Annotated in this window: 27 protein-coding genes, 1 tRNA gene, 1 pseudogene and 1 riboswitch; of the genes and pseudogenes, 12 read left to right on the top strand and 17 right to left on the bottom strand. The window is 65.2% G+C overall.

The window, feature by feature from the left end; all coding sequences use genetic code 11:
* Positions 1-123: 123 nt before the first annotated feature.
* The 7 genes from VHK65_16140 to VHK65_16110 form a co-directional block, all read right to left on the bottom strand.
* Positions 124-1110: an alpha-ketoacid dehydrogenase subunit beta gene (locus tag VHK65_16140; protein ID HVS07678.1), complete on the bottom strand. Its 987-nt coding sequence runs from the start codon at positions 1108-1110 to the stop codon at positions 124-126.
* Complete coding sequence (locus VHK65_16135) at positions 1103-2086, bottom strand: thiamine pyrophosphate-dependent dehydrogenase E1 component subunit alpha (GenBank protein HVS07677.1); 984 nt, start codon at positions 2084-2086, stop codon at positions 1103-1105. Before VHK65_16135 ends, VHK65_16140 begins: the two co-directional genes overlap by 8 nt.
* A 26-nt stretch (positions 2087-2112) precedes the next feature.
* Complete coding sequence (locus VHK65_16130; GenBank protein ID HVS07676.1) at positions 2113-2745, bottom strand: O-methyltransferase; 633 nt, start codon at positions 2743-2745, stop codon at positions 2113-2115.
* Positions 2732-3535, bottom strand: a complete 804-nt coding sequence (thiD, locus tag VHK65_16125) for a bifunctional hydroxymethylpyrimidine kinase/phosphomethylpyrimidine kinase (protein HVS07675.1) — start codon at positions 3533-3535, stop codon at positions 2732-2734. Before thiD ends, VHK65_16130 begins: the two co-directional genes overlap by 14 nt.
* A gap of 2 nt (positions 3536-3537) precedes the next feature.
* Positions 3538-4878 carry a cytosine permease gene (locus VHK65_16120; protein ID HVS07674.1) on the bottom strand — a complete coding sequence of 447 codons (1341 nt, stop codon included), beginning with the start codon at positions 4876-4878 and terminating at the stop codon, positions 3538-3540.
* A 28-nt stretch (positions 4879-4906) separates the two neighbouring features.
* A riboswitch (TPP riboswitch) is annotated at positions 4907-5012 on the bottom strand.
* 4 nt (positions 5013-5016) lie between these two features.
* Positions 5017-5619 (bottom strand): sulfite oxidase-like oxidoreductase, encoded by a 603-nt coding sequence (locus tag VHK65_16115; GenBank protein HVS07673.1) that lies wholly within the window; start codon positions 5617-5619, stop codon positions 5017-5019.
* Positions 5616-5846: a hypothetical protein gene (locus tag VHK65_16110; protein ID HVS07672.1), complete on the bottom strand. Its 231-nt coding sequence runs from the start codon at positions 5844-5846 to the stop codon at positions 5616-5618. The genes VHK65_16115 and VHK65_16110 overlap by 4 nt, the downstream gene beginning before the upstream one ends.
* Positions 5847-5920: 74 nt before the next feature.
* Here VHK65_16110 and VHK65_16105 point away from each other — a divergent pair, with 74 nt between their 5' ends.
* The 3 genes from VHK65_16105 to trxA all read left to right on the top strand — a co-directional run bounded on the left by VHK65_16105 (position 5921) and on the right by trxA (position 8009).
* The gene (locus VHK65_16105; GenBank protein ID HVS07671.1) at positions 5921-6739 is read left to right on the top strand and encodes a hypothetical protein; all 819 of its coding nucleotides are present in this window, start codon (positions 5921-5923) and stop codon (positions 6737-6739) included.
* Between the two features lie 119 nt (positions 6740-6858).
* Positions 6859-7563 (top strand): CAP domain-containing protein, encoded by a 705-nt coding sequence (locus VHK65_16100; GenBank protein HVS07670.1) that lies wholly within the window; start codon positions 6859-6861, stop codon positions 7561-7563.
* Between the two features lie 101 nt (positions 7564-7664).
* Entirely contained in the window at positions 7665-8009 is a 345-nt protein-coding gene (trxA, locus tag VHK65_16095; GenBank protein ID HVS07669.1) for a thioredoxin, read from the top strand.
* Positions 8010-8012: 3 nt separating this feature from the next.
* Here trxA and VHK65_16090 read toward each other — a convergent pair whose 3' ends face one another.
* The 4 genes from VHK65_16090 to rpiA all read right to left on the bottom strand — a co-directional run bounded on the left by VHK65_16090 (position 8013) and on the right by rpiA (position 9836).
* Positions 8013-8324 carry a DUF971 domain-containing protein gene (locus VHK65_16090; protein HVS07668.1) on the bottom strand — a complete coding sequence of 104 codons (312 nt, stop codon included), beginning with the start codon at positions 8322-8324 and terminating at the stop codon, positions 8013-8015.
* 46 nt (positions 8325-8370) lie between these two features.
* Positions 8371-8763: a hypothetical protein gene (locus VHK65_16085; GenBank protein HVS07667.1), complete on the bottom strand. Its 393-nt coding sequence runs from the start codon at positions 8761-8763 to the stop codon at positions 8371-8373.
* 178 nt (positions 8764-8941) lie between these two features.
* Positions 8942-9124: a hypothetical protein gene (locus VHK65_16080; protein ID HVS07666.1), complete on the bottom strand. Its 183-nt coding sequence runs from the start codon at positions 9122-9124 to the stop codon at positions 8942-8944.
* Between the two features lie 25 nt (positions 9125-9149).
* Positions 9150-9836: a ribose-5-phosphate isomerase RpiA gene (gene rpiA / locus VHK65_16075; GenBank protein ID HVS07665.1), complete on the bottom strand. Its 687-nt coding sequence runs from the start codon at positions 9834-9836 to the stop codon at positions 9150-9152.
* A 16-nt stretch (positions 9837-9852) separates the two neighbouring features.
* Between rpiA and VHK65_16070 the strand changes: the two genes are divergently transcribed.
* The 4 genes and pseudogenes from VHK65_16070 to VHK65_16055 all read left to right on the top strand — a co-directional run bounded on the left by VHK65_16070 (position 9853) and on the right by VHK65_16055 (position 14252).
* Positions 9853-10917 (top strand): YihY/virulence factor BrkB family protein, encoded by a 1065-nt coding sequence (locus VHK65_16070; GenBank protein HVS07664.1) that lies wholly within the window; start codon positions 9853-9855, stop codon positions 10915-10917.
* A gap of 40 nt (positions 10918-10957) precedes the next feature.
* Positions 10958-11728, top strand: a complete 771-nt coding sequence (locus tag VHK65_16065; GenBank protein HVS07663.1) for a succinate dehydrogenase — start codon at positions 10958-10960, stop codon at positions 11726-11728.
* Positions 11729-11763: 35 nt separating this feature from the next.
* Complete coding sequence (locus VHK65_16060; protein HVS07662.1) at positions 11764-13497, top strand: FAD-binding protein; 1734 nt, start codon at positions 11764-11766, stop codon at positions 13495-13497.
* Positions 13494-14252, top strand: a pseudogene (locus VHK65_16055) (succinate dehydrogenase/fumarate reductase iron-sulfur subunit). Before VHK65_16060 ends, VHK65_16055 begins: the two are co-directional and overlap by 4 nt.
* A 326-nt stretch (positions 14253-14578) precedes the next feature.
* On the opposite strand, the gene VHK65_16050 reads toward VHK65_16055, so the two are convergent.
* Positions 14579-15250 (bottom strand): SGNH/GDSL hydrolase family protein, encoded by a 672-nt coding sequence (locus VHK65_16050; GenBank protein HVS07661.1) that lies wholly within the window; start codon positions 15248-15250, stop codon positions 14579-14581.
* 68 nt (positions 15251-15318) lie between these two features.
* On the opposite strand from VHK65_16050, the gene VHK65_16045 reads away from it, so the two are divergent.
* Positions 15319-16545 (top strand): DUF222 domain-containing protein, encoded by a 1227-nt coding sequence (locus VHK65_16045; protein ID HVS07660.1) that lies wholly within the window; start codon positions 15319-15321, stop codon positions 16543-16545.
* A 142-nt stretch (positions 16546-16687) separates the two neighbouring features.
* Here the strand turns inward: VHK65_16045 and VHK65_16040 are convergent, their stop codons facing one another.
* A complete protein-coding gene (locus VHK65_16040) occupies positions 16688-17347 on the bottom strand; it encodes a class I SAM-dependent methyltransferase (GenBank protein HVS07659.1) in 660 nt (219 codons plus the stop codon).
* A gap of 103 nt (positions 17348-17450) precedes the next feature.
* Here VHK65_16040 and VHK65_16035 point away from each other — a divergent pair, with 103 nt between their 5' ends.
* Entirely contained in the window at positions 17451-17900 is a 450-nt protein-coding gene (locus VHK65_16035; GenBank protein HVS07658.1) for a GNAT family N-acetyltransferase, read from the top strand.
* On the opposite strand, the gene VHK65_16030 is transcribed toward VHK65_16035, so the two are convergent.
* From VHK65_16030 to fabG, 3 genes are all read right to left on the bottom strand, one after another.
* Positions 17891-17964: transfer RNA gene (locus VHK65_16030), tRNA-Ile, on the bottom strand. The genes VHK65_16035 and VHK65_16030 overlap by 10 nt on opposite strands.
* Complete coding sequence (locus VHK65_16025) at positions 17955-19493, bottom strand: CoA-transferase (GenBank protein ID HVS07657.1); 1539 nt, start codon at positions 19491-19493, stop codon at positions 17955-17957. Before VHK65_16025 ends, VHK65_16030 begins: the two co-directional genes overlap by 10 nt.
* Positions 19490-20263 (bottom strand): 3-oxoacyl-ACP reductase FabG, encoded by a 774-nt coding sequence (gene fabG, locus VHK65_16020; protein ID HVS07656.1) that lies wholly within the window; start codon positions 20261-20263, stop codon positions 19490-19492. The genes VHK65_16025 and fabG overlap by 4 nt, the downstream gene beginning before the upstream one ends.
* A gap of 79 nt (positions 20264-20342) precedes the next feature.
* Between fabG and VHK65_16015 the strand changes: the two genes are divergently transcribed.
* Positions 20343-21221: a C39 family peptidase gene (locus tag VHK65_16015; GenBank protein ID HVS07655.1), complete on the top strand. Its 879-nt coding sequence runs from the start codon at positions 20343-20345 to the stop codon at positions 21219-21221.
* On the opposite strand, the gene VHK65_16010 is transcribed toward VHK65_16015, so the two are convergent.
* Positions 21208-22764 carry an oligosaccharide flippase family protein gene (locus VHK65_16010; GenBank protein ID HVS07654.1) on the bottom strand — a complete coding sequence of 519 codons (1557 nt, stop codon included), beginning with the start codon at positions 22762-22764 and terminating at the stop codon, positions 21208-21210. The genes VHK65_16015 and VHK65_16010 overlap by 14 nt on opposite strands.
* A gap of 44 nt (positions 22765-22808) precedes the next feature.
* Here VHK65_16010 and VHK65_16005 point away from each other — a divergent pair, with 44 nt between their 5' ends.
* The gene (locus VHK65_16005; protein HVS07653.1) at positions 22809-23474 is read left to right on the top strand and encodes a YIP1 family protein; all 666 of its coding nucleotides are present in this window, start codon (positions 22809-22811) and stop codon (positions 23472-23474) included.
* Positions 23471-23572: family 1 glycosylhydrolase (locus VHK65_16000; protein ID HVS07652.1), on the top strand; the 102-nt coding region annotated here is incomplete at its 3' end. The genes VHK65_16005 and VHK65_16000, both read left to right, overlap by 4 nt.

Raw genomic sequence — 23572 nt, 5'->3', positions numbered from 1 at the left:
GAGGGGTAAAGTGGGGTCCTGGTTCCGGGGGGCTTGGAACAAGAACCCCACCGGAGAGTATAGGAGACAGCCGCCCGGTTTTGCATCGGTTTTTTCTCACCGGGATTTCATCTCGAACCGCGTTCAGTAGCGGGCGAGGCGCCGCAATCCGTCCGCCACCTTGTCCGGATTGAGCATGAACGCGTGTTCGAGACTGGGGCTGAAGGGCATTGCCGGGACGTCCGGACTGGCGATCCGGCTGACCGGGGCATCCAGGCTGGCAAAACAGCGCTCAGCGAGCTCAGCCGCAATCTCGGCGCCGAATCCGCCGGTGCGATTGGCCTCGTAGACCACCGCCACCCGACCGGTTTGCTCGATGGAGCGCACGCATGTCTCGACATCCCAGGGACGGAGTGTGCGCAGATCAATGATCTCGACCTCGATGCCGTCGGGACTCAGCCTGGCGGCGGCCTGCATTGTGACGGCCCGCATGTAGCCATACGTCACGGCGGTCAGGTGCGCCCCCTGGCGGACGACCGCGGCCGCCCCCAGGGGCTGGAGCGCGGCCTCACCCTGGGCCAGATCTTGCCGCTCGGCGCGGTAGAGCTTCTTCGGCTCGAGGAAAATGATCGGGTCGGGGTCCCGGATCGCCGCCTTCAGCAAACCTTTGGCGTCGGCCGGCGTCGATGGCAGGACGACCTTCAGTCCGGGCACATGGCAATAAAAGGCCTCGGGAGATTGCGAGTGATAGAGCGCGCCACGGACGCCACCGCCGGTCGGGGCGCGGATGACCAGCGGACATGAAAAGTCGCCATTTGACCGATAACGAACCTTGGCGATTTCGTTGACGATCTGATTGAACGCGGGATAGCTGTAGTCGGCGAACTGCATCTCGGCCACCGGAACGAAGCCCTCGAGCGCGAGGCCCTGGGCGACCGCCGCGATGCTCGACTCCGCCAGCGGCATGTCCATCACGCGCTGGGCGCCGAAGCGCTGCTGGAGGCCCTCGGTCGCTTTGAAGACGCCGCCCTTGAGGCCGACGTCCTGGCCGAGCACGCAGACCCGGTCGTCACGTTCCATCTCTTCGTAGAGCGCGTCGCGCACGGCCTGGACGAGGGTCCGCTCAAGCATCCGCATAGACGTGATGGCCGAGCGAGCCCGGCTCGGGCTCCGGCGCCGCCTCGGCCACCTCGGTCGCCCTCTCGACCTCGCGATTGACGTCATCACGCATGGTCTGATCGATCTCTGGCGAAAGCCAACCGCGTTGAAGCAGTGCGTCCCGCAGGCGCGGTATGGGATCTTTCAAGGCCTCCGCGGCGAGTTCTACCGGGTCGCGGTAGGCGCGCTGGTCGTCATCGGTCGAGTGCGACTGCAACCGGAGCACCTCGGCTTCGATCAGCGTCGGGCCACCGCCGGACCTCGCCCGCTCCGCCGCCTTGGCCACGGTCGCGTGGACCGCGAAGAAGTCATCACCGGGAACCCTGGTGCCAGGAATGCCATAGGCGGCGGCTCGTTCGGCCACCCCCGGGCCCGCGACTTGGAGCGATTGCGGCACGGAGATGGCCCAGTGGTTGTTCTCACAGAAGAAGATCACCGGGCAGCGATGGAGCGCGGCGAAGTTCAAGCCTTCGTGAAAGTCGCCCTGGCTGGTGGCCCCCTCGCCAAAACTCACGTAACAGAGCGCCCCCTCCCCTTTCCATTTCAGCGCCAGGCCTATCCCCGCCGCCTTGGGGATTTGCGGGCCGACGGTGCTCGAGCCGATCACGATGCCCCGCCGGCGACTGCCGAAGTTGCCCGGCGTCTGGCGCCCGCCGCTCGAGGGATCGGCCGCACGGGCGAACGCCGCGAGCATTAGCTCCTCGGGGGTAAAGCCGCACGCCAGCGCAGCGGCAAAATTTCGATAGTAAAGGCAGAAACGATCGCGGCCCGGTTGGAGCGCCGTGATGGCCGCGACCTGGGCGACCTCGTGGCCACGAGGCGAAATAATAAAAGCCAGCTTGCCCGCGCGATTCAAGACGAAGCGGCGGTCATCTAGCGCGCGGGCCCGAAGCACCGTGCGATAGGCCTCGAGCACGCGCTCCGGCGTCAGCGGTTTAGCTTCGGGCAACCCGCAAACTTTAGCGCGCCGCAGGCTCAGGCAGGCCGGCGAACGACGCCGATGCCGAAGCCGTCGCCGACCGGGAGGACCGTCGCCTCGAGCTGCTCGTGGTGCAGGAACTTTTCGTTGAAGGCGCGGAGCGCGTCGGTGTTCTCATCGTGCTCACCGGCCGCGATCCGGCCGCTCCAGAGCACGTTGTCGACGGTGATCATCCCGCCGGGCGCCATCTTCGGCAGCAAGGCGTCAAGATAAGCTCCGTACTCCGGCTTGACGGCGTCGATGAAGACGAAGTCGATGCCGGGCGCGAGCCGCGGCAGGACCCGCAAGGCCGGCTCGTTGATGACGCGAACACGGTCGGTCACGCCGGCGCGCAGCCAGTAGCGGCGCGCCCGGTCGGTGCGGGCTCGGTCCGGATCGATCGTGTCGATGCGCCCGCCTGGAGGCAGCGCGCTCGCCATCCACAGCGTCGAGAAGCCGATCGCCGTGCCGATCTCGACCACACGCTTGGGTGCGAGCGCTGTCACCAACACCCGTAGCAGGCGGCCGGCTGCCGGGTTGACGATCGGCACGCCCTCGCCCCGACCCGTCTTGAGCATCTCCTCGAGCACCGGCCCGAGCGGCGGATGCACGCCCTCCAGGTACTCGAGGTCTCGGTCAGTGGTGAGCATGCGCCACCTGGGGCGATGGAAAGTGATTCAGTGGTCCGTGGCCGTGCCCCAGCCCAGGGGCCGACGAGAGCGCGCGCGAGACATAGCTGCGAGCCTCGGCGACGGCAGCGGGCAGATCGAGCCCGGTCGCCAGCCCGGCGGTGATCGCCGCCGAGAAGGTGCAGCCGGTGCCATGCGTACTGGTCGTCACGATCCTGGCGGCACGATACTCATGCACGCCCTGGCGGTCGACCAGCAGGTCAACGATCGGGTCGTCCTCCGAGTGGCCACCTTTGATCACGACGGCATGTGCGCCCAACTCCATGATGGCGCGCGCCGCGGCCAGCCGGTCGTCTCGAGTCCGGATCGATCGCCCGGCGAGCACCTCGGCCTCGGGAATGTTCGGTGTCACAAGGGCGGCCAGCGGAAGCAATCTCCGGCGCAGCGCGTCGACCGCGTCTTCCGCAAGCAGGCGGTCGCCGCTCTTGGCGATCATCACCGGGTCGACGACAAGCGGGCCGAGCTTGTGGCGCTGGATGCCGGCAACCACGGTCTCGGTGATGGCCGCGCTCGACAGCATGCCGGTCTTCATTGCCGCGATCGCGAAATCGTCTGCGACGGCGGCGAGCTGAGCGCGGATGACCTCGGCATCGACCTCCTGGACGGCGCGGACACCGAGCGTGTTCTGGGCGGTAATCGCCGTGATGACTGTCACGCCATAGACGCCGAGGGCGGCGAACGTTTTCAGGTCGGCCTGGATGCCGGCGCCGGCGCCGGAGTCAGAGCCGGCGATCGAGAGGGCGACCGGCAGCGTCATGTCATGACCTTCCGTAGACCAATATATGATCCCGCCGCAACCAGGACGCTCGCGATGCCCGATACGTCCGAGCCGTGCAGCGCATCGATGAGCGGCTGGTTCGGAAAGTGGGCGCCTGGAAAAGCCGCCGAGAACAGGTTGGGGTAGTTGACGAAGACCAGGCTGACGGCCGTGCCGATCAGCCAGGCCAGCACCGCGGGCCGGGCCTTGCCTTTACCAAAAACAAAGAAGCTGAGTAGAACGACCGCTGCCCAGGCCGGTGCCCATAGGTAAGTCAGAATCAGGAAGTCCTGATAGAACAAATGGAAGTCCCAGATGACCACGGCCACGGTCGCGATCGCCGCACCCAGGATGCCGGCTGCGAGCGCCGTCTGCCAGCGCTTGAGTCGAATGCCGAGCGTCTGCGTGACCAGCCCGGCCGTATAGACGTCCAGATAGTTCGCCCAGATTTCGCCCAGGATGACGAAGGCGAAGAACGGGACGGCGACCGCGGCCGGCGCGTGGCGCGTGATCACCGCCAGGACACCGGAATCGCTGGCCAGCTTCGGGTCGATTGTCGGCAGGAGCAGACCAAACAGTCCCAGTAACAGCATGGGGAGCGTGACGCCGACGATCGGCCACCAGGTCACCGCGCGGACCGAGCTGCGCGCGGGCAGGTAGCGCGAGTAGTCGCTGGCGAACGGATACCAGGAGGCGACGAGCGCGAAGCAGCTCATCACACCGAGCACGAATGCCCCAGGGTAATCAGCCCCAGACGCTGTTGCTCCGGCGGTCCAGTGCATCTGGCCGGCCAACAGCGCAAACAACAAAAGAGACAACGCGGCGAATGCCACCGCGCCGAATGTCTCGACGATTTTGATCGTTCGATGTCCGTAGACGGCCACGACGACGCTCACGGCGGCAATCACCAGGACCCAGGGAAACAAGAACTTGCCAGCGACGTCGGGGCGCACGCCCGCGACCTGCAGCAGCTGGACACCCGCGAGCGCGGCGATCACGGTGTCCACCGCAAACCATCCGACGCCCAGGAAGAGCGTGAGCACGGCACCCGGAAATGCGCCCCGTGTGCCGAAGATGCGCCGGGTGAAGACGATCTGCGGCTGGCCGCTTTTCGGTCCGGTGTTGCTCAGAAGGCCCAGGATCACCGCGCCGGCGAGTGTGCCGATCAGGACCGCAATCAGGCCGTCCCAAACGCCCAAGCCGTAGTACGTCGTCAGCAGGCTCGCGGTCAGCAGGCTGGCGTAGTTGACGAAGGCACCCGCCCAGAGAAAGCCCAGTTCACTCGGACGGCCGTGGCGCTCGGCATCCGGAATGGCCTCGATGCCGTGCGTTTCCACTTTAAGAAACGCGTCAGACGGAACTTGGACTTGTGCCGTCGTGTATCCCTCCGCTGGCATTACCCAGATCAGGTTCGAAGGGTTGGTGGAGCGTTCCACCTCTCAGCGTTCCAAACGCACCCCGTTCCTCGAGTATATCTACCAGTACCGCTCTTCTTTCCAGGGATCGGCGGCGTTGTTATAGCCGTTGCGCTCCCAGAATCCGAGCCGGTCGTGCTCGACCCATTCGAGGCCTTCCAGCCACTTCGCGCTCTTCCACGCGTAGCGCTTGGGGACGACCAGCCGCAGCGGCCCGCCATGATCGGGGGTCAGCTCGGCGCCGTCGTGGCGGTAGGCAATCATGACGTCGTCGTCGGCCAGGAGCTCGACAGGCAGGCTCGTGGCGTAGTCGGCCGCGCAGTGGGCGATCACGTAGTGCGCTGTGCTGCGCGGCTTGACCAGCGCTACCAGGTCCTTGAAGGCGACGCCCTCCCAATTGTTGTCGAGCCGGCTCCAGGTCGTCACGCAATGCATGTCAGCCGTGATTGCCGTCGTCGGCAGTTTGCGGACCTCGCCCCAGGTCAGGGTCGCCGGCGCGTCGAGTTCCCCGTATAGCCGCAGGCGCCAGCGGGCCATGTCATACGGCGGCGGGCTCCCATACGACAGCACGGGCCATTTCAGCGTCAGCACCTGGCCCGGGGGGAGGCGATGCGGATCTTTGAGTACGCGCGGGTCCTGCTCGCGGTCGCGGCGAAAGATCATCGCTGCTTGAGCTCTTTGCGGAACTGGTCGAAGGCGTCGACGACGACGTCGCTCACCCCGTAAACGCTCAGCACCCGCTCGAGCGCCCCCTGGACGTCAGCCTCCGGGACCAGGTCCGTCTGGACTTCGTACCAGGGAACGACCTCGCCCTCAGCCGTTGTCCAGTGGCCATCTTTGAAGCTCACCGCGACGAAGCCATGCGGGTTGCCCGGTTGGGGACCAGTCACTTGCCTAATCTATATCGGCGCGTATGCCTCTGCTGGATTCCGTTCCTGTCACCAGCTGCCACGAGTGTGTGGCGATGCTGACCCTGCCACTCGCGCTCTTTCTGCTGCTCGCGGAAACGGCCGTGGGCGGTTTTGCCACGGTGGCCTACCTGCGGCTGACGGGCGGCCTGACCCATGGATTCCTGAAGTTCATCGCCGTCACCTACGCCATCCTTGGCGGCCTGGCGTTCCTCGTCGTCCTGACGGGCCCGCCCGGCGCCTACCACCGCCTGCTCTCGATCAACCAGCCGGCGGCCGGCGCGCTGATTTTCCTGCAAGGCTTGCTTGTCGTCGCCCTGGTGGCTCACGCCGTGATCATCTGGCGCCAGGATGGCTCGCGCCTCAGCTGGCTCTTGACGCTATCGGCGTCTTTGCTGCTGCTGGCGGGGATCGCCGCCGCGCTCTGGCCCCTGGCCGGATCGCTCCTCGACGGCGCGGCGATCGCGCTGGTGGTGGCGCTCTCTGCCGCTGTGCTGGGTGCGGCGACCACCGGGATGCTGCTCGGGCATTGGTACCTGGTGACGCCGGCGCTCACCAACCGTCCCTTGCTCCGAGCGATCGGCGTCCTCCTGGTGAGCCTAGTCCTCCAGGCGATCCTGTTTCCACTGACGCTTCGCGGCCTCGCCCATGGCTCAGGGTCACTGACACATCCGTTGACGCTGAGCCCCGTCCTCTCCGTGCTCTGGGCGCTCGGCGCCGTTTTTCTGCCGCTGATCGCGGCGGGGCTGGCCTTACCAACCTGCCGGTTACGGTCGTTCATGTCCACTACGGGCCTGCTCTACCTGGCGATGATCGCCATCCTGCCCGGCCAGCTGCTCGGACAGCTGCTCTTCTTCGTTGCCGCCGCTGGTTGATAGCGAGACTACCGGTTAGGGGATAGCCGGGGCAGCCGGTTTCTCGGGCGCCCGACGGCTTGGCCAATCCCCTCTTGCCCCTTAAAATCCCCCAAACTCGACCACAAGGGGGATCTAGATTGTCACGCTCCGTTACGAGAGTCGTCCTGATCGCCGGCGCCCCCCTTCTGGCGATCGCCACCATCAGTATTCTCGGTAACCCACCCTCGCGCCCCCTCGCGTCTCGCACGCTCGCGGTGAGCCACCTGGTCCGCCCCCCCGGAGCGCTCCAGGTGGGAGTGAACCGCCTCGGCCAGCTCGCCCTCCGGTTGCCCCCTCCAACGCCAGCCCCGACGCCGCCACCGGCAGCGCCTGCCGCGGCACCCGTCGCCGCCCAGCCGGCCCCGGTCTACCATCCGGCTCCCCCCCGACCCCCGGCGCCACCGGTTTCGGGCGTAGGCGGCGCGGCGGGGGTCCAGATGAGCCTCGTCAACCAGGACCGAGCCGCCAATGGTGTGGCCCCCCTGGCCTACAGTGCCTCCCTGGCGCGAGTCGCCCAGTACCGGGCCCAGGACATGCTCAATCGGAACTACTTTTCGCATTACGACCCGTCCACGGGCCAGCTGGCCTTCGTCCAGCTGATGCATCTGTGGGGCATCCCCTACAGCGCCACCGGGGAGAACATCGCCTGGTCGACCGACCCGTCGATGGCCGCAATCAACACGATGTTCATGAACTCGCCCGACCACCGGGCGAACATCCTCAAGGCTGCCTACCATCGGATCGGCATCGGCGTCGCCAGCAACGGCGCGAAAATCATGGTCGTCGAGGTCTTTTCGAACTAAGGGGCGGGACAGCCTCCGCGGCCGGGAACGTTACGCTGGGGGAATTTCCGAGGCCGAATCTGAGTTACTCTTGATGCAATTCGTCCAAGAAAGGGAGAGTCATGAGTAAAGCAGTTCAAGTAACGACCGCTACGTTCGAAGAGCAGGTCATCCTCTCGGAGCAGCCCGTAATCGTGGACTTTTACGCCGATTGGTGCGGTCCGTGCAAGATGCTGTCGCCGGTCCTGGAGCAGCTTGCCCTCGAGCACACGGACGTCAAGATCGCCAAAGTCAACGTCGACGAGGAGCCGGCGCTAGCTGAGCGGTATCGCGTGCGCGGCATTCCGTACGTCGCAATGTTCCGTAACGGCAAGCTCGCCGAGCAGGTGGTGGGCTACAAGCCCAAGGCAGCGCTCGAGGCCGATCTAGGCCTCAACGGCGCCGCGAAGCCCGTAACCCCGGCCTGACATTTAGCGGGCGGCTCGCGCCGCGGCGCACTCGTCGCAGGGGCAGATGGCCCGGAGGAAGCTGAGCCCGTAGATCCCGGTATTGTGGCCATCCTTCCAATATGGCCGTACGCCGAAGAGACCAACGGGCTCCATCTGATCGAGGTCGATCTGGTCGTCGTGGAGGTCCTTGGTGCTGGCCAGCTTCCCGGGCATGCCCATTTCTCCCGCGCATTCGGCGCACGGACAGTTCCAGCGAAGGAGCTCGAACTCATACGCGGACTGGTGGCCGTCGGCCCACTGAATCGTCAGCAGCCGTCGCGCGCGGTCGGCCAGGATGTCGAGCGGCCGCTCGCGATCGGCGGCGTCGACCGGGTTCGCGCTAGGCGGCTTCGTCGTCGCCCGGCGCGAGGGTCAGGTCGAGATCCTGCCAGTTGGGCACCCGGCGCAGCTGGGCGAGCTCGAGCATGACGCGACCCTGCGCCTCGAAGACGGCGTCGTGGACGGCGTTGAGGTCGTCCGGATTGATCCGCTGGACCCGATCCGCCAGCTCCGCGTCGTGACGCGCGGCGTAGGCGACCACGAGATCACGGATGTCTTCCGGGAGGGCGCGCTCGCCCGCCAGCCGAAGCTCCTCCAGCCGGTCGAGCAGGGTGTCCATCGCAGCGATCCGCCAGTAGGCGAGCCGAACGGGCGCATGCGTCAGCTCCGCCTCGGCGGCGGCCTGCGTCATGTCGCGGACGGCCGATTCGTAGGCCGTCGCCTGGGTCGACATTGTCATTTCCTGAATCACTGGCAACTCCTGTGAACGCCCACCGTCGGGCCCGCCACTTCCTACCCTGTCCCAGACGCCAATAAACACAACGAGGGCGGAAATTCCGCCCTCCATTTGCCGGAATCCAGACTACGTCAGTATAAGTTCTCGCCAAAAGTCCGTCAATCGGGTCTTCGCCCTAGTCGGATTTGGACTCTCGGGAAAACCCCGGCGTCTGTCCGCGACGCTTCTCCCGGCGCAGGTAGAGACGGTCCGCGCCGCCGCTGGGCCCCGGCGGCAGGATGGTAAAGAGCTCGAAACCGTCGTCGGACAGCTGGTTGGCTTCCTCGACGGTGTTGACGACCTTGTATTCGAACGGCATCTCAGCGACTAAGCATAGGGCAAGCTCAGGGCAGCTCGCCGAGAATTCGGATCCCCGTCCCCGACCCGATGATGGCGGCGCGGGCCATGCCAAAGAAGAGCCCGTGTTCGATGACGCCGGGGATCTCGTGGAGGGCAACGCCAAGTGCGGCGTCGACGGCCCCGAAGCCGGTATCGAGAACCAGGTTGCCGTTGTCGGTCTTGAAGGGCCCGCCGGCCGCCATCCGGAGCTCGGGCCTCCCGCCAAGGGACTCGATCGAGCGGCTGGTCGCCTCCCACAGGAAGGGCAGCACCTCGATCGGGACCGGACCACGCCCCAGCCGGCCGACCAGCTTGCCCTCGTCGGCGATCAGGACGAAGCGCCGGCTGGCGTGGGCGACGACCTTCTCTCGAAGCAAGGCCCCGCCTCGCCCCTTGACGCAGTTGACCGCCGGGTCGATCTCGTCGGCACCGTCAATGGCAAGGTCGAGCGACCCGTCGAATCTATCGGTGATCGGGATCCCGCCGGCCTCGGCCAGGGCCCGGCTCTCTGCCGACGTCGCGACCGCCCGGACCTTGAGGCCGCTTCGCACGTTCCGGGCCAGTTCCGCGATGAAGTAGCGAGCCGTGCTCCCGGTCCCCAACCCAACGATCGTGCCCGGCTTGACCAGCTCGAGGGCGCGCTCGGCGGCGGCTTGCTTCTGAGCCTCGACTTCGGCCGGCGCGGTTGCCATTTAGTTGATAGAACCGATGTCAGGTAGAATCGACGGCATGGGGCGGCTGATGGACAGCGTGCCGGGGCGCGTCATCCGCAAGTTCCTCGAGGACCAGGCGCCAAACTGGGCGGCGCTGATCGCCTGGAATGCGCTCTTTGCCATGTTCCCGATCGTGGTATTCGCCTCATCCCTTCTCGGCATTGCTCTTCGGCTCTTTGGTGAGGCGAACAATGCCGTTTACAAGACGATCTTTACGGCGATTCCGGGCGACACGACCGAGCTGCTGAAGGCCGTCAGCGGCGTGAAGAGCCAGAGTGGCGTCTTGTTCATCATCGGCCTGGTCGGTTTGCTCTGGGGCGGCTCGGCGTTGTTCGGCGCCATGGAACAGGCCTTCGCCGTGATCTACCACACCAAGCCTCGGGATTTCATTCCACAGCGGCTGATTGCCTTTGGCATGGTTTTCCTGTTCACGGTCCTCGTGGGCATTGCCGTAGCGACCTCCGCCCTTCTGCCGGCCCTCAAGCACATCCCCGGCCTCCCAGAATTCCTGTACTCGGGGGCGGCAGCCTTCATCCTACAGGTGCTGGTTGGGATCACCGCGGGCTTTCTCCTGTTCGGCAGCATGTATTACGTCATTCCGAACCGCAAGCTAGAGTTCCGCAAAATCATCCCCGGCGCGCTGGTCGCCGGCGTCCTGTTTGAGCTGATCACGTTGCTGTTCCCGCTCTACATCTCGTTGAACAACCGCATCAACCAGTACGGCAAGACGTTCGGCCTGTTCTTCGTCTTGATGACATTCTTTTTCCTTCTTGGATTGATCACGATGATCGGGGTCGAAGTCAACAGCGTCATTTACCCGGTGCCGATCGACCTGCCCGGCAAAGATGCCCATGCCGTCGCCGCACCCGAGTCGGGGCCTGAAGGCGAGCGCAAGACGTGGGCCGGCGGCAAGCCGGACGTGGAGCGAGATGGCGTGGCGCGCAACGGCGGGGCTCCCAATGGCCGGCGTGGCATTCCGGCTCGGGCGGCGCTCGGACTGGCTGTCGTCGCCTCCGTCGTGGGCGTCCTGCTCGGGCGGCGCAGCGCGAACTCTGACTGACGCCCCAGGCCGCGATCTGACCGAACACTAAAATTGTGGCGTGGCCGTTGAAGCTGTCGTTCCTCCGCGGCCGGCATCGGCCAAGGAGGCATCACCGGGCCGGGCCTGGTGGATCGAGCCGGCTCTCACGGTCGTCTGCTATAGCGCCTTCGTCATCTACGCCACCTGGTCCGTCTTCTCCGGGACGGTTGTTTCCTACGATCCGTATCTTTCACCGTTCTTTTCGACCTGGCTCGGCTTCGGTCTGATCAAAGTCCCGATCATCGGCATCCTGATCCCGTTCCTGGCCGTGATCCCGCTGGGCCTGCGGGGCAGCTGCTATTACTATCGAAAGGCGTACTTCCGGTCCTTTTTCTGGGATCCACCCGCCTGCGCCATCCAGGAGTTGAAGCGCGGCCGCTACCACGGTGAGACGCGATTTCCGTGGGTTCTCAACAACTATCACCGGTACTTTCTGCTCCTCAGCCTCATCGTGCTGTTCTTTCTGTGGATCGACGTCGTCCGCGCGTTTACGTTCCGCGGCCACTTCTTCTTGGGCCTGGGCTCCGTCGTGATGCTGGTCAACGTCATCCTGCTGAGCCTGTACAGCCTGACCTGCCATTCGTTTCGATATATGATGGGCGGCCGCATCGATCGCTTCTCGCGAGCGCGCGCCGGACGGCTCTGGCATCGGCTCGTGATGCTGCTCAACCGCGCGAACCCGCAACACGGGGCGTGGGCCTGGTACAGCATGTTCTCTGTCGCACTGACGGACGTCTATATCCGGCTTTTGATGGCCGGGGTGATCCACGAACCAAGGGTGATCTTCTGAGCGAGCCCTACCAGACGCTGACGACGGACGTCTTGGTGATTGGCGCCGGTGGCGCCGGGATGCGCGCCGCGATCGAGGCAGCGGCCACGGGTGCTCGCGTCGACGTGGTCTGCAAGTCGCTGCTCGGCAAGGCACACACCGTCATGGCTGAGGGCGGCATCGCCGCGGCCCTGGGCAACGTCGACCCGGAAGACAACTGGGAGGTCCATTTCCAGGACACCATGCGGGGCGGCCAGATGATCAACAACTGGCGGATGGCGGAGCTTCATGCCCGCGAGTCGCCGGACCGCGTCTACGAGCTCGAGACCTACGGCGCGATCTTCGACCGGACTCCCGACGGCCGCATCCTGCAGCGCGCCTTCGGCGCCCATACGTATCGGCGGCTGTGCCATGTCGGCGATCGTACCGGCCTGGAAATGATCCGCAGTCTCCAGGACCGCATCGTCCAGCTCGGCATCGAGGTACACATGGAGGTCACGCTGACCAGGTTGCTCAAAGACGGCGATCGCGTGATCGGCGCCTTCGGCTACAACCGGATCGACGGCACCTTCGTCGCCTTCCGCGCCAAGGCCGTGATCATCGCCACGGGCGGCTGGGGCCGACTCTACAAGGTCACGTCGAATTCCTGGGAGGGCACCGGCGACGGCGTCGGCATGGGCTTCGACGCCGGCGCTGAGGTCCTCGATCCCGAGATGGTCCAGTTCCATCCCACCGGCATGGTCTGGCCGCCCGGGGTGCGCGGCATCCTGGTCACCGAGGCCGTTCGCGGCGAGGGTGGCTATTTGACGAACCGCGAGGGCAAGCGCTTCATGCTGGAGGTGGACCCCAAGAAGAAAGAGCTCTCCTCGCGCGACGTGGTGGCGCGGGCCATTTACAAAGAGGTCCAGGCGGGCCGCGGCACGGAACACGGTGGCGCGTACCTGGATGTCCGCCACCTCGGCCCGGAAAAGATCAAGAAAAAGCTGCCGTCGATGTACGAGCAGTTTCTTCGGCTGGCCGATGTCGATATCACGAAAGCGCCGATGGAAGTCGCGCCGACCATCCACTACGCGATGGGCGGGCTGCGCGTCGACGCCGAGACCGGGGCGTCCACGCTTCCCGGGCTCTATGCGGCTGGTGAGGCTGCCGCCGGGTTGCACGGCGCGAACCGACTGGGCGGGAACTCCCTGTCTGATCTGCTCGTCTTCGGACGCCGCGCCGGCGCCGCGTCGGCCGCCTACCAGCGCGACGTCCGGCTCGGCACGATCGACGAGCGCCAGGTCTTAGACGAGCAGCAACTTTTGCTGTTGCCGCTGGTCGGCGCCGGCAAAGAGAATCCCTACCTCCTGCAACAGGAGCTTCAGCAGGCAATGCAGGAGGGCGCCGGCCTGGCCCGTGAAGAGAAATCCCTCAAGACCTGCCTTGACCAGATCCTGGAGTTGCGCCAGCGGGCGGCCCGCATCCACGTTCCTGGGTCGCGCAAATACAACCCTGGTTGGCACACGGCCCGGGATCTGCGATTCATGCTGACGATCGCCGAGGCGATCGTGCGCGCGGCGATCGAGCGCCGGGAGAGCCGCGGTGCGCACTGGAGGCTCGACTACCTGGAGAAAGATCCGGCGCTGGGTCGCCTGAACTTTGTTGCCTACAGCGACGGCGGGCGGGTCAAGCTCAAGACGCGGCCGGTGCCCGGGATGCCGCCCGAGCTGGCCCGGCTGTTCGCCGACAGTACGTCTGCGTCACAGCCGCCCGCGCCACGGCCACCCAAGCCGCAACCAGTCCGCAAATGAGTAGCGCCACGTCGGCTAGAGAGAGCGGGGCCAACGGCTCGATTGTCCTCCAGGTCTTCCGCGGGGACACCGAGGGCGGCCAGGAACAGCGCTTCGAGGTTCCATCGCTCGAAGGCATGGTTGTGCTCGACGCGGTGCATTACATACAGGCCCATTTTGCGAACGACCTCGCCTGCCGGTGGAACTGCAAGGCTGCCAAGTGCGGCTCGTGCAGTGCCGAGATCAACGGACGTCCGCGCCTGATGTGCAAGACGCGGGTCGACGAGTTTGTCGGTCAGGAAATCCACGTCGGGCCGATGCGGGCGTTCCCGTTGATCAAAGACCTGGTCACCGACGTGTCGTGGAACTACGAGGTCAACAAACAGATCCCGGGGTTCACGCCGCCGCCGAGCGAGCCGGTCCCCTACCACATGCTGCCCGAGGACACGGAGCGCGTCTACGAGTACCGCAAGTGCATCGAGTGCTTCCTCTGCCAGGACGTATGCCACGTGTTGCGCAACCACGACGATAAGTCGGCGTACTACGGGCCGCGCTACATGGTGCGCATCGCCGCGCTCGAGATGCATCCGCTGGACACGCGCAAGCGCACCGGCCTGCTCCATGGCAAGGCGGGTATTGGCATGTGCAACATCACCAAGTGCTGCCAGGAGGTCTGCCCCGAACACATCAAGATCACGGATAACGCCATCATTCCGCTGAAAGAGCGCACCGCAACCGACGTGTACGATCCGCTGGTGCGGATCGCGCGCAAGATCAACCCCTTTTCGGGTGCGCCGTCGACAGCTGACCTGGTGGAGGCAAAAGACGGTTCGTCGACCGGGCCGCAGCGGTTCAGCGTCAAGGACGTTGTGCGGCTCAAAACCCGCGGTCACCGGCTGGCACGCGTTGGCAGCGTCCTACCTGACGGCAAGCTCGATGTCTGGGTGCTCCACATGACTGGGAAGGTCCAGCACTGGGACGGGCCCAAGGTCGTGCGGCTGTCCGACGTCTCGAACAACTACGGGCCGCTTGACGACGTCGGGATCGGCGCCAAGCTCGTCGAGCAGTACATCACCGAGGACCACGCGGCGCAGCACGGCGGCTAAATATCAGAAATAGACCCGGCTGGGATCGGCGGTTGGCTTGGCAGGCCGAACGAACGGATGATGGCCCGGGCGATCTTTTCACCGCCCTGGACCGATGGCTCGATGGTGTTGGCGTAGTCCGCCGGCCCGGTGCAGACCAGTCGCAGCTCGATTACCCGAAGCTTTGCCTCCAACGCTACCCTGAGGATGACGTCATTGAAGGTTGTTAGCATGACGAGCGCCGCGGCGGCGTCCTCGGTGCTCAATCCCAGGGCCTCCGCCCCTGCGTCCGTATCAAGGCTGGCGTTGTAGATCGTGCAGACCGCCATTTCCTTGCCGAGGCTCAGAACGCGATTGATCGCCACTCGATAGGCGCTTTCGAAGACCGCGACCCGGTAGCCAAGCGTCATCAGCGCCTCGGGCTCTGAGCGAACACGGAGCCTCAAGATATCGAAGTTCATAGCGACGTTGTTTCCGCCGATGGAGACAACGACGTGAGTGGTGTCGGGAGGCACGTCGGAGAGCTGGTCCTCCAGGTCCCCAATGAGGCTTCCGTCCAGTGCCAGGAGCGTTGCCCGCCATGCGGCCGGCAGCATGGCGCGCAGATGGGTAACGACGTCCGGGCCGCCCTCCGTGTAGGCGCCGTTGTCCAGGATCGAGTCGCCGAGCAGCGCGATATGGCCATTCATTGCCGACTTTTTCGAATCATGACGGATTACGACAGACAGCTGTCGCAACCAGGGTTCAGGCTTAGAGCATGGCGGTCGTGGATCTCCACACAAGCCCCCGAGGTCGTCATTTCGAAGCCGCCCTGGAGAAGCTGCGGGCCGGTGTCCAGGCGATGGCGGCCTGCGTCCGGGAGGCGGATGGCGAGGGGCTCGGCCAGGCGCTGATCCAAATTCGGGAAACCGGTATCGATCCCCTGGAGGCCGTGTTCGCCAATGGCGTGCGCCGCTTCGACAAGTCGGGCGAGTACAAGGCGGACGGCTCGCTTTCACTGACGGACTGGCTCCGCTGGAAGTGCAAGCTCTCAGGCGGCGCCGCTGCCGAGCGGCTGGAGGTCGCGCGCCAGCTCGACAAGCTGCCCACGACCGAGGCGGCGTTCGCGAATGGCAACCTCGGCTACGAGCACGTCGTCGTCATGGCTCGCGCCGCCGAGCACGTGGGCGCCGCCGCGGTGCGCAAAGAAGAGGCCAGCCTGCTGCAGGCGGCCCAGACCATGGATCCGGGGAAGTTCACCGGCGTGGCGAAGAATTTCGAGCACCGCGTGGACGCGGCAGGGGCATTGGCCGAGGCGAACCACGCGTACCAGCGGCGCTACCTGCACATCGGCGAGCCGGTCGACGGCCTGGTCCGGCTTGACGGCGTGCTCGACGCGGAAGGTGGCGCGACGCTGCGGACGGCGTTGCAGCCCTTCATGAAGCCGGTCAAAGATGACGCGCGCAGCTACGGGCAGCGCCGCGTCGATGCGCTGATGGAACTCTGCCGGCACGGAACGGGCCGCAAGCGCGACAGCGCGGGCCCGCGTCCGCAATTGATCATCCGCGCCAGCCTCGACACGCTGGGCGGAATGCCGGGCGCACCAGCGGGCGAGCTCGAGGGCGGCGGCACCGTGCCGGCCGAGACCGTCCAGCGCCACGCCTGCGACAGCGCGATCATCCGGATCACCGGCCAGGGCGAGCTGGACCACGAGCTCAACCACGCCAGCCGGACGATCCCGGCGTCGACCCGGCGGGCGCTCGAATCACGGGACCAGCATTGTGTGTTCCCCGGCTGCGGCCGGCCGACGATCTGGTGCGATGGGCACCACCTGCTCTGGTGGATCAAAGGCGGCGCGACGACGCTTCCCAACCTGGCGCTCTTGTGCCGGCCGCATCACCGGATGGTCCACGAAGAGGGCTGGCGGCTGGTCCGCCACAAAGACGGACGGTTCACCGCGATCCCGCCGCTCCGCAGCGTCCTTCCAAACTCGCGGTCAGCCTGAGTCTCGGCGATCACGATCCGCCTGAGCCGCGGCGATCGCGCCGGCTCGCCGGTGCCACCGGATTCGGGAAGGATTTCGGACCATCGCCGTTCTATATGCGACGGTTCGGCCTGATGTCGTTTCCTAGGGCTCTCGGCGAACCTCATGACCCCGCGCAATTGCCGCGGGGTTTTTTCTTTGTCCAGACGAGCGCATGGGCGTAGCCGTACTGGCGCTCGAACGCCTGGCGCGAGAGATAGCGATCGCTCGCCAGATGATCCAGCCAGGATGCGCCGGTCCTGAATTGCATTAACCATCTAGCCTGTCGCCAGCCGAGACGCCGGACGTCGCTAGGACTATTGCGCACGGCCCCAAGGATATGAACCCAACGTGACGGTGTCGGCCGCGAGGCAACGTTATCAATCAGGATTGCAATGCCGCCCGCCCTCACAAGGCCTCGCAAATGCAACAGGGCAGCGTTCAGGTCTGGCAGGTGATGTAGCGTCGTCGAGCTGAAGACCAGATCAAACCCATCGGCGTCTGCGAAAGACATCATGTCGGTGGCGAGATAACCAACGTTCGCGGCTGACCGTTGCCGGCGAGCGATGTCGATCAGTGGCTCGCTGATGTCGACGCCGACGACTTCGTCAAAACGCTCGGCGAGCACGTGCGTGTAGCGGCCCGCCCCACAGCCGGCATCGAGAGCCCGGCCACCGTGAGCAGGCAACTGCGTAAGCAACCAGCGCAGAATTCCCTTAGGCTCCAGACCGGTGAATCGATCGTAGTCAGCCGCGAACCGATCGAATGACTGCCAGTCCGGCACCTGCCGACCCTAGCAGTTGCCGCAGGCAGACGCCAAGCCAGATAATCGCGACTTGAGCCTCTCAATCACGTCTGAACCATTTGACTCCAGCGATGCGAAACGATTGATCGCCGCTCTGGACGCCGGCCTGGCCGAGCTGTATCCGCCCGAGCAGCGTTTCGGGCCCAACCTCAAGGCCCATCATCTCGATGGCGGCCGGGGGACCTTCCTCGTGGCGCGCGACGGGGGCCGCGCCGTCGCCTGCGGCGCCATCCGGCTCATCGACGCGCAAACGGCAGAAGTCAAGCGCATGTACGTCGAGCCCGACCAGCGCGGCCGTGGTATCGGCCGGGCCGTCCTCGCCAGCCTCGAGGCAGCTGCCGGACGGCTGCGTGCGCGGCGCCTCGTGCTCGAGACCGGCACAAACTCGCCCGAGGCGCTGGGACTCTACCGGCGCGCCGGTTTCACGCAGATCGACTGCTGGGGAGAGTACGCGACCTCGCCCACGAGCGTTTGCCTCGAAAAAAAGCTCCCAGGGGGTCCTGAATCGTCTTCGAGAGAGTCTGGGCCGTGAAGGACTCGAACCTTCGACCAACCGGTTATGAGCCGGCCGCTCTAACCACCTGAGCTAACGGCCCCTGGATGTCTTGATTTTCGCTAACGGCCTCGCAGGCAGGTCGAACGGGGCGACAGTCGGCTTGAAAATATCTTCTGGCATTCCCGCCAGCGGCTCCTGGACTCGGACAGGGAAAGGCATCTGATCCAGGACGTCTTTGATCTCGAGGCCAGGTGCAATCTCGATCATTACAAGGCCCTGCGGCTCGAGCCGGAACACGGCGCGCTCCGTGACATACATGACGACTTGTTGATTTCTTCGCGCTTGCTCGGCACTGAACGTCAGATGCTCGACCTGTTTGACAAACTTTTCGTTCCGGCCCTCGAGCGTAAAGCAGAAACACACGAGTCTGGCGCTTTGGGTGATGTCGATGAAGCCGCCGGCGCCGATGACGCGCCCGCCCAGCCGGCTCACGTTCACGTTGCCTTCACGGTCTATTTGGCCAGCGCCCATGAACGTCGCATCGAGTCCCCCTCCGTTGTAAAAATCGAACTGGCTGGCATGCGGAATGATCGCAGTGGGGTATCTCGTGATGCCGAAGTCGACGCCACCGGCCGGCACGCCGCCGTAGACGCCTGATTCGACCGTCAGCGTGATCGCGTCGGACAGCCCGGCTTCAGCCAGCGCCGGGCCGACGCTATCGCCCGGAATGCCGGTGCCGATGTTCACGATATCGCCCCGGTATAAAAATCTAATGGCCCGGCGGCCAATGGCTAGGCGTGTCGAGTACGCCGCGCGGGGCAGCTCAGCACCCGAAGACGCCAAGATATAGCTCTCGTCGTAGAACACGCTGTCTGATTGCCGATGCTGGCGTTCCGGATCGGGCGCCTGGACAACCAGATCGACGAGACAGCCAGGAACCGTGACCAGCCTTGGCGCGATGGCCCCGCGGGCGACGAGATTCTTTGCCTGGCAGATGACGAGGCCATTCGCGTTATGCGCCGCCTGGGCAATCGCCAGCGCATCGAGGGTAACCGCCTCTTCTTCCATGGAACAATTGCCGTCGGGGTCAACGGCGCTGGCGCGAAAAATCCCGACGTCGATCGTGAAGCTGCGATAGAACATGAAGTCCTGATCGTCAATGCGTTGAATCGCGACGTAGTCCGGCGCGCGGTCCCGGGCGGGTTGGTTGACTTTGCCTCCCTCGATTCGCGGATCGACAAACGTCCCGAGGCCGATCCGCGTCAGGTTTCCCGGGCGGCCGGCGGCAATGGCTCGATATAGCGTCGAAATCTGCCCCTGGGGCAAGCAGACGGCCTCGGCGAGGCCCTGGCCGAGGAACGCCGACATCCGGGGCATCAAGCCCCAGTGCGGGCCGACGATCCGTCTCGCGAGCCCCTCGACGGCGAAGTGCTCGAAGCCAATCTTGCGATTCGACTGGCCGGCGGCATGAACGATGACGAGGTCCCGCGGATGGCCCGTCTTGCGAAAGATATCTTCGATGCCCTCGTATAGGGCTTCGGCCACGCCCATTAGCGTGAAGCCGTCGACAGCGACCGTCGCACCGTCCGGGATCGCTGCGACGGCCTCCTGGACCGAGGCGAGCCTCACAACACGTAGCCGCCGCCGACGTTGATCACTTCGCCCGTGATGTAACCCGCTTCGTCGGATGCGAGGAATGCCGCCAGGGCGGCGACGTCGGCGGGCTGGCCTGCGCGGCCGAGCGGGATCTTCTCGACCTGCTTTTCGCGAATCGTGTCCGGAATGCTCCTGGTCATCACCGTGTCGATGAAGCCGGGGCAGATGGCATTGACGGTGACCTGGGAACGCGCGAGCTCTTTGGCAGCCGTCCGGCTCAGGCCGACGACGCCGGCCTTGGCCGCCGCGTAGTTCGCCTGGCCGATATTGCCCATCCAGCTGGCCGAAGAGATATTCACGATCCGGCCTGCGCCGGCGGCGCGCATGATGCGGCTCGCCGCCCTGGTCATAAAAAATACGCCAGAGAGATCTACGGCAATCACCTGGTGCCACTGTTCGTCTGTCATCTTGTGCAGCATGGCGTCACGATTGATGCCCGCGTTGTTCACCAGGATGTCCAGACGGCCGTAGCGCGCGTTGACGTTCTCGACGACGGCATCGCACTCAGGGGCCTTCGATACGTCAAGTCTCACGCCGAGGCCGGCCGGACTCAGACCCGATGCAACGGTCTGTGCGTCGCTTTCGTTTACATCGGCGCACACCACGGTCGCCCCATCTTGGGCGAGTTTGCGGGCGATCCCCTCGCCGATGCCGCGGCCCGCTCCTGTAACAATCGCGACTTTGCCTGTCAGCAAGTCTCCAGATAGTAACGCCACGAGGCCCAGGCGAAACGCCGGCGTCACGGCTCGAAGACGGCTACGGGCTCGCTATCGGTATCGCAATGGAGCGCCGTTAGGTTGAGCGCAATACACGGAACGTTCCATGAAGATCAGCACATTCGCGTCCATCACCATCCTGGGCAGCACCATGGCCGGCAGCCTGATGCTGAGCCCGGTTCGCCCACAGCCTGCTCGATCCGCGCCCGTCGCACAGACGCTGCCGTCCACCGGAACTCAGGTCGCGATCTCACGCATCAAGCATGGGATCGAACTGGAGGCGCCGCTGACGCCGACGGAGATCTACGGACAGTACGTCCCGCCGCCGGACCCACCGGCACCCGTGGTCGTGGTCGCGGCCGCCGCCGCGCCGCGGGCCTGGGCGCCGACACCGGGCTATGTGACGATCCCCGTGCCTGTTTATCGACAGACCCGGAACTTGAATTGCGAAACCGCCGCCATGCAAATGGGGCTGGCCTACTACGGCCACTATTACTCACAAGACTCGCTGTTCGCCTACGAGAATGCCGACCTTCGGCGGGCCCAATGGATCAACGGCACACTGCATTGGGGCGACCCGTACACGAACTTCGTAGGCGACGTCAACGGAAGTGAATCAGCGCTGACCGGCTACGGCGTTTACTACCCGGTGATTCTCGCGATTGCCCGCTCACATGGTGTGCCCAATGCCTACGGCGGCGAGGGATTCTCGCCCGCGACGGTCTACGCCGAGCTGGCGGCGGGACATCCCGTGCAGATCTGGATAGAAGCTAGGTGGTCGAGGCCCGCGGTGCGGACCTGGACCGCATGGGACGGCCGCAGCATTAGATATTCGCTGGCCGAGCACTCGGTGATACTCACCGGGGTTTCACCCACCATGGTCCGAGTCAACGACGACCAATTTGGAAGTCAATACTGGGTCAGCAAGTGGACGTTTGAAACCAGCTGGCGCGACTTCAACAATATGGCCGTTATCTATCGCTAGGCGCGAGGTATCGCAACGCGAGCCGGACGGGCCCATGCCGGCTCTGATGCAGTAGCGGCACCTCACCCTCGGAAAGTAAGCCGAACCGTCTGACCAGATATCCCCAGGCGACCGTCGTCAGCGCGGTCGCCAGAGCACCGGCCGGCACAAGCACGCGCGTCGGCAAGTGCGTAAACGCCAATGGCAATAAAAGCAAATAGGGCGACGCGGCGATTAGACAGCGCGTCGCGTAGCCCCAGGGAATCACCAGCGTGGCTGGATCGAACGCCCGCCAGGCGACGAACGTCAAAGCGAGTGTCAAGGCTGTGGTCAGCCCGACGGCGACGACGGCGCCCCAGAGGCCAAAATTCTTTATTAGCCAGAAATCTGCGAGTGCGGCGAAACCGAGCTGGGCAATTGTGATCAAGGCGTTCAACCAGGCCAGTTCTCGAACGCGGACCACCAGGCCCCAGGGGGTCGCCAGCAAGGCCGCAACGAGAAAGAGCAGCATGACCGGGGCGATCCGTTCGGCCGGTGGCAGGCGGCCGGACGTATAGAGTCGGATCACTGGCGCGAGCAGGGCGCCGCCCGCGAAGGCCAGCGGGAACGCCACCAGGAAGATGCCCTTGTAGAAGGCCATCACGGCGGCACGGACCCGGTCCGATTCGCGACGCCAGCCCTCGAGCGTCCCCACAACCCAGGCGCCCGTCAGCAAGCTGGGAATCAACGAGACGAGCCGCTGTGGGATGTTATATCCAGTGTCGTAGTAGGCCACGGCCTTTGAGCCGACGAATCGCAAGAGAAAAATATTCTCGAACTGCAGACCGACGGCCGACGCGATCAATAAACTGGGCAGCCAGCCGCTGGCGTAGACGAGCAATCTCCGCCACCCCACACGGTCGCCCGAAAGGCCCTGGGCCCGTTCGATGCGTCGCAGCAAGATAAAAAAATACGCGGCTGCCAGCACCGACTGGCCGATCGCGCCCGCGACCAGGACACTGCCCAGGTGGCCGCCGCGATGGAGAAAGATCACGGCCAGTGCCAGGGTGAGCGCACCGGCAATCGGCGTCGCGATCGCCTGGCTGCGCATGTCGTAAACCGCCACCAGCGCGAACGAGAGGACGCCGGTGGCAATGCCGCCGAGGAGCAAGACGGTTCCAAGGGCCAGCAGGTCGGCGACGTGGGCATGCAGGACGCTGTCGATCACCGGCCGTAAGGCGAAGACCGTGGCGCTCGTCAGCACCCAGACGGCCACGACGGCAACGGCGCTCTTGCGCACAAGATCCTGGGCGGCAGCCCGGTCGCCGCGGCCGAGGACCTCCGGCAGGTAGCGAAGTAATCCCTGGTCCTGGCCGAACGTGGCCAACAGGCCGACATACACCAGGACGCTCAGGACAAACGTATAGCGGCCATACTCGTCGGCGGAAAGTTGGCGGATCAGGAACGCCCCCAGCGCGAGCGTCGTGACGGCACTGGCAGCCCGCCAGGCGATCGTCCAGCCGACCAGGCCTGTGGTCCGGTCCGCCAGCCCTGCGCTCGTGGCGTCGCGAGATGGTTTCGCCATGGACTCGCGGGATTATAGGTGGCTTCCGGCTACAATGCCCGGCGATGTTCCTGTTGGCGGACCTGGTCGAGCTGGTCCGTCATCCATTCTCGGCCCTCAGGCTCATCAATGCCCGCCGCCGACTGGCCGACGGCTTGATCGCGCTGGGGCTTTCCATCACGCTGCCCGCGGCCGCCGCTGAACTTGCCGCCCCGGGGCCGTATCGGCCCCCGACGAACCTGGGGTCGCTGCCCTCGCTCACGGCGCAGGGGGCTGATCTCTATGCCCGTTGGATCTACATGCATCGCTTCGTGCTACCCGTGTATGGCATTGCGATCAGTGCGATTCTTTGGGGCGCGGCGGCCGGCTTGATCCACGTGATCGCCCGAGCACTGGGCGGACGCGGCGACTTCGCCGGCCTGCTGAAACTGGTCGGCTACGCCGCGCTCGTCGGCCTTGTCGCCCTGCCGGTGGCGCTCGTGGACGCGCTGCTCAAGCTGCAGGGCGCGGCTGGAGCCGAGTTGGCGTTCGGCCAGCTCGCGACCCTCGTCGCCGTGGCCGTCTTTCTCTGGCAGAACGCTTTGCTGGTGATCGCGACGCGAGATCACTACGCGATCTCAACAGAGCGTGCCGTGGCCGCCGTCATCGGCCCCCTCGGCGTGGTTGCCGTCCTGGTGATCGCCCTGATTATTCTCGGCATCGTGTTGGCGATCGTCGCGCAGCAGCCATGATCGCCGGCCGCTTTCCGGAGCACTTTCTCTGGGGCACCGCCACGGCGTCGCACCAAGTCGAAGGCGGCAACCATGGCAACGACTGGTGGGCGTGGGAA

It is taken from the genome of Candidatus Dormiibacterota bacterium, from assembly GCA_035544955.1.
Taxonomy (GTDB): Bacteria; Chloroflexota; Dormibacteria; order CF-121; family CF-121; genus CF-13.
Note: the sequence above shows the minus strand (reverse complement) of the source record. Positions and strands in the feature narration are given on the sequence as shown.

What these genes read in the sequence shown, in the direction of transcription:
- VHK65_16140 (HVS07678.1), bottom strand. Translation starts at nt 1,110, where the DNA reads ATGCTTGAGCGGACCCTCGTCCAGGCCGTGCGCGACGCGCTCTACGAA.
- VHK65_16130 (HVS07676.1), bottom strand. Translation starts at nt 2,745, where the DNA reads ATGCTCACCACTGACCGAGACCTCGAGTACCTGGAGGGCGTGCATCCG.
- VHK65_16115 (HVS07673.1), bottom strand. Translation starts at nt 5,619, where the DNA reads ATGATCTTTCGCCGCGACCGCGAGCAGGACCCGCGCGTACTCAAAGAT.
- VHK65_16105 (HVS07671.1), top strand. Translation starts at nt 5,921, where the DNA reads ATGCTGACCCTGCCACTCGCGCTCTTTCTGCTGCTCGCGGAAACGGCC.
- trxA (HVS07669.1), top strand. Translation starts at nt 7,665, where the DNA reads ATGAGTAAAGCAGTTCAAGTAACGACCGCTACGTTCGAAGAGCAGGTC.
- VHK65_16085 (HVS07667.1), bottom strand. Translation starts at nt 8,763, where the DNA reads ATGTCGACCCAGGCGACGGCCTACGAATCGGCCGTCCGCGACATGACG.
- VHK65_16080 (HVS07666.1), bottom strand. Translation starts at nt 9,124, where the DNA reads ATGCCGTTCGAATACAAGGTCGTCAACACCGTCGAGGAAGCCAACCAG.
- rpiA (HVS07665.1), bottom strand. Translation starts at nt 9,836, where the DNA reads ATGGCAACCGCGCCGGCCGAAGTCGAGGCTCAGAAGCAAGCCGCCGCC.
- VHK65_16070 (HVS07664.1), top strand. Translation starts at nt 9,853, where the DNA reads ATGTCAGGTAGAATCGACGGCATGGGGCGGCTGATGGACAGCGTGCCG.
- VHK65_16050 (HVS07661.1), bottom strand. Translation starts at nt 15,250, where the DNA reads ATGAATGGCCATATCGCGCTGCTCGGCGACTCGATCCTGGACAACGGC.
- VHK65_16045 (HVS07660.1), top strand. Translation starts at nt 15,319, where the DNA reads ATGGCGGTCGTGGATCTCCACACAAGCCCCCGAGGTCGTCATTTCGAA.
- VHK65_16015 (HVS07655.1), top strand. Translation starts at nt 20,343, where the DNA reads ATGAAGATCAGCACATTCGCGTCCATCACCATCCTGGGCAGCACCATG.
- VHK65_16010 (HVS07654.1), bottom strand. Translation starts at nt 22,764, where the DNA reads ATGGCGAAACCATCTCGCGACGCCACGAGCGCAGGGCTGGCGGACCGG.
- VHK65_16005 (HVS07653.1), top strand. Translation starts at nt 22,809, where the DNA reads ATGTTCCTGTTGGCGGACCTGGTCGAGCTGGTCCGTCATCCATTCTCG.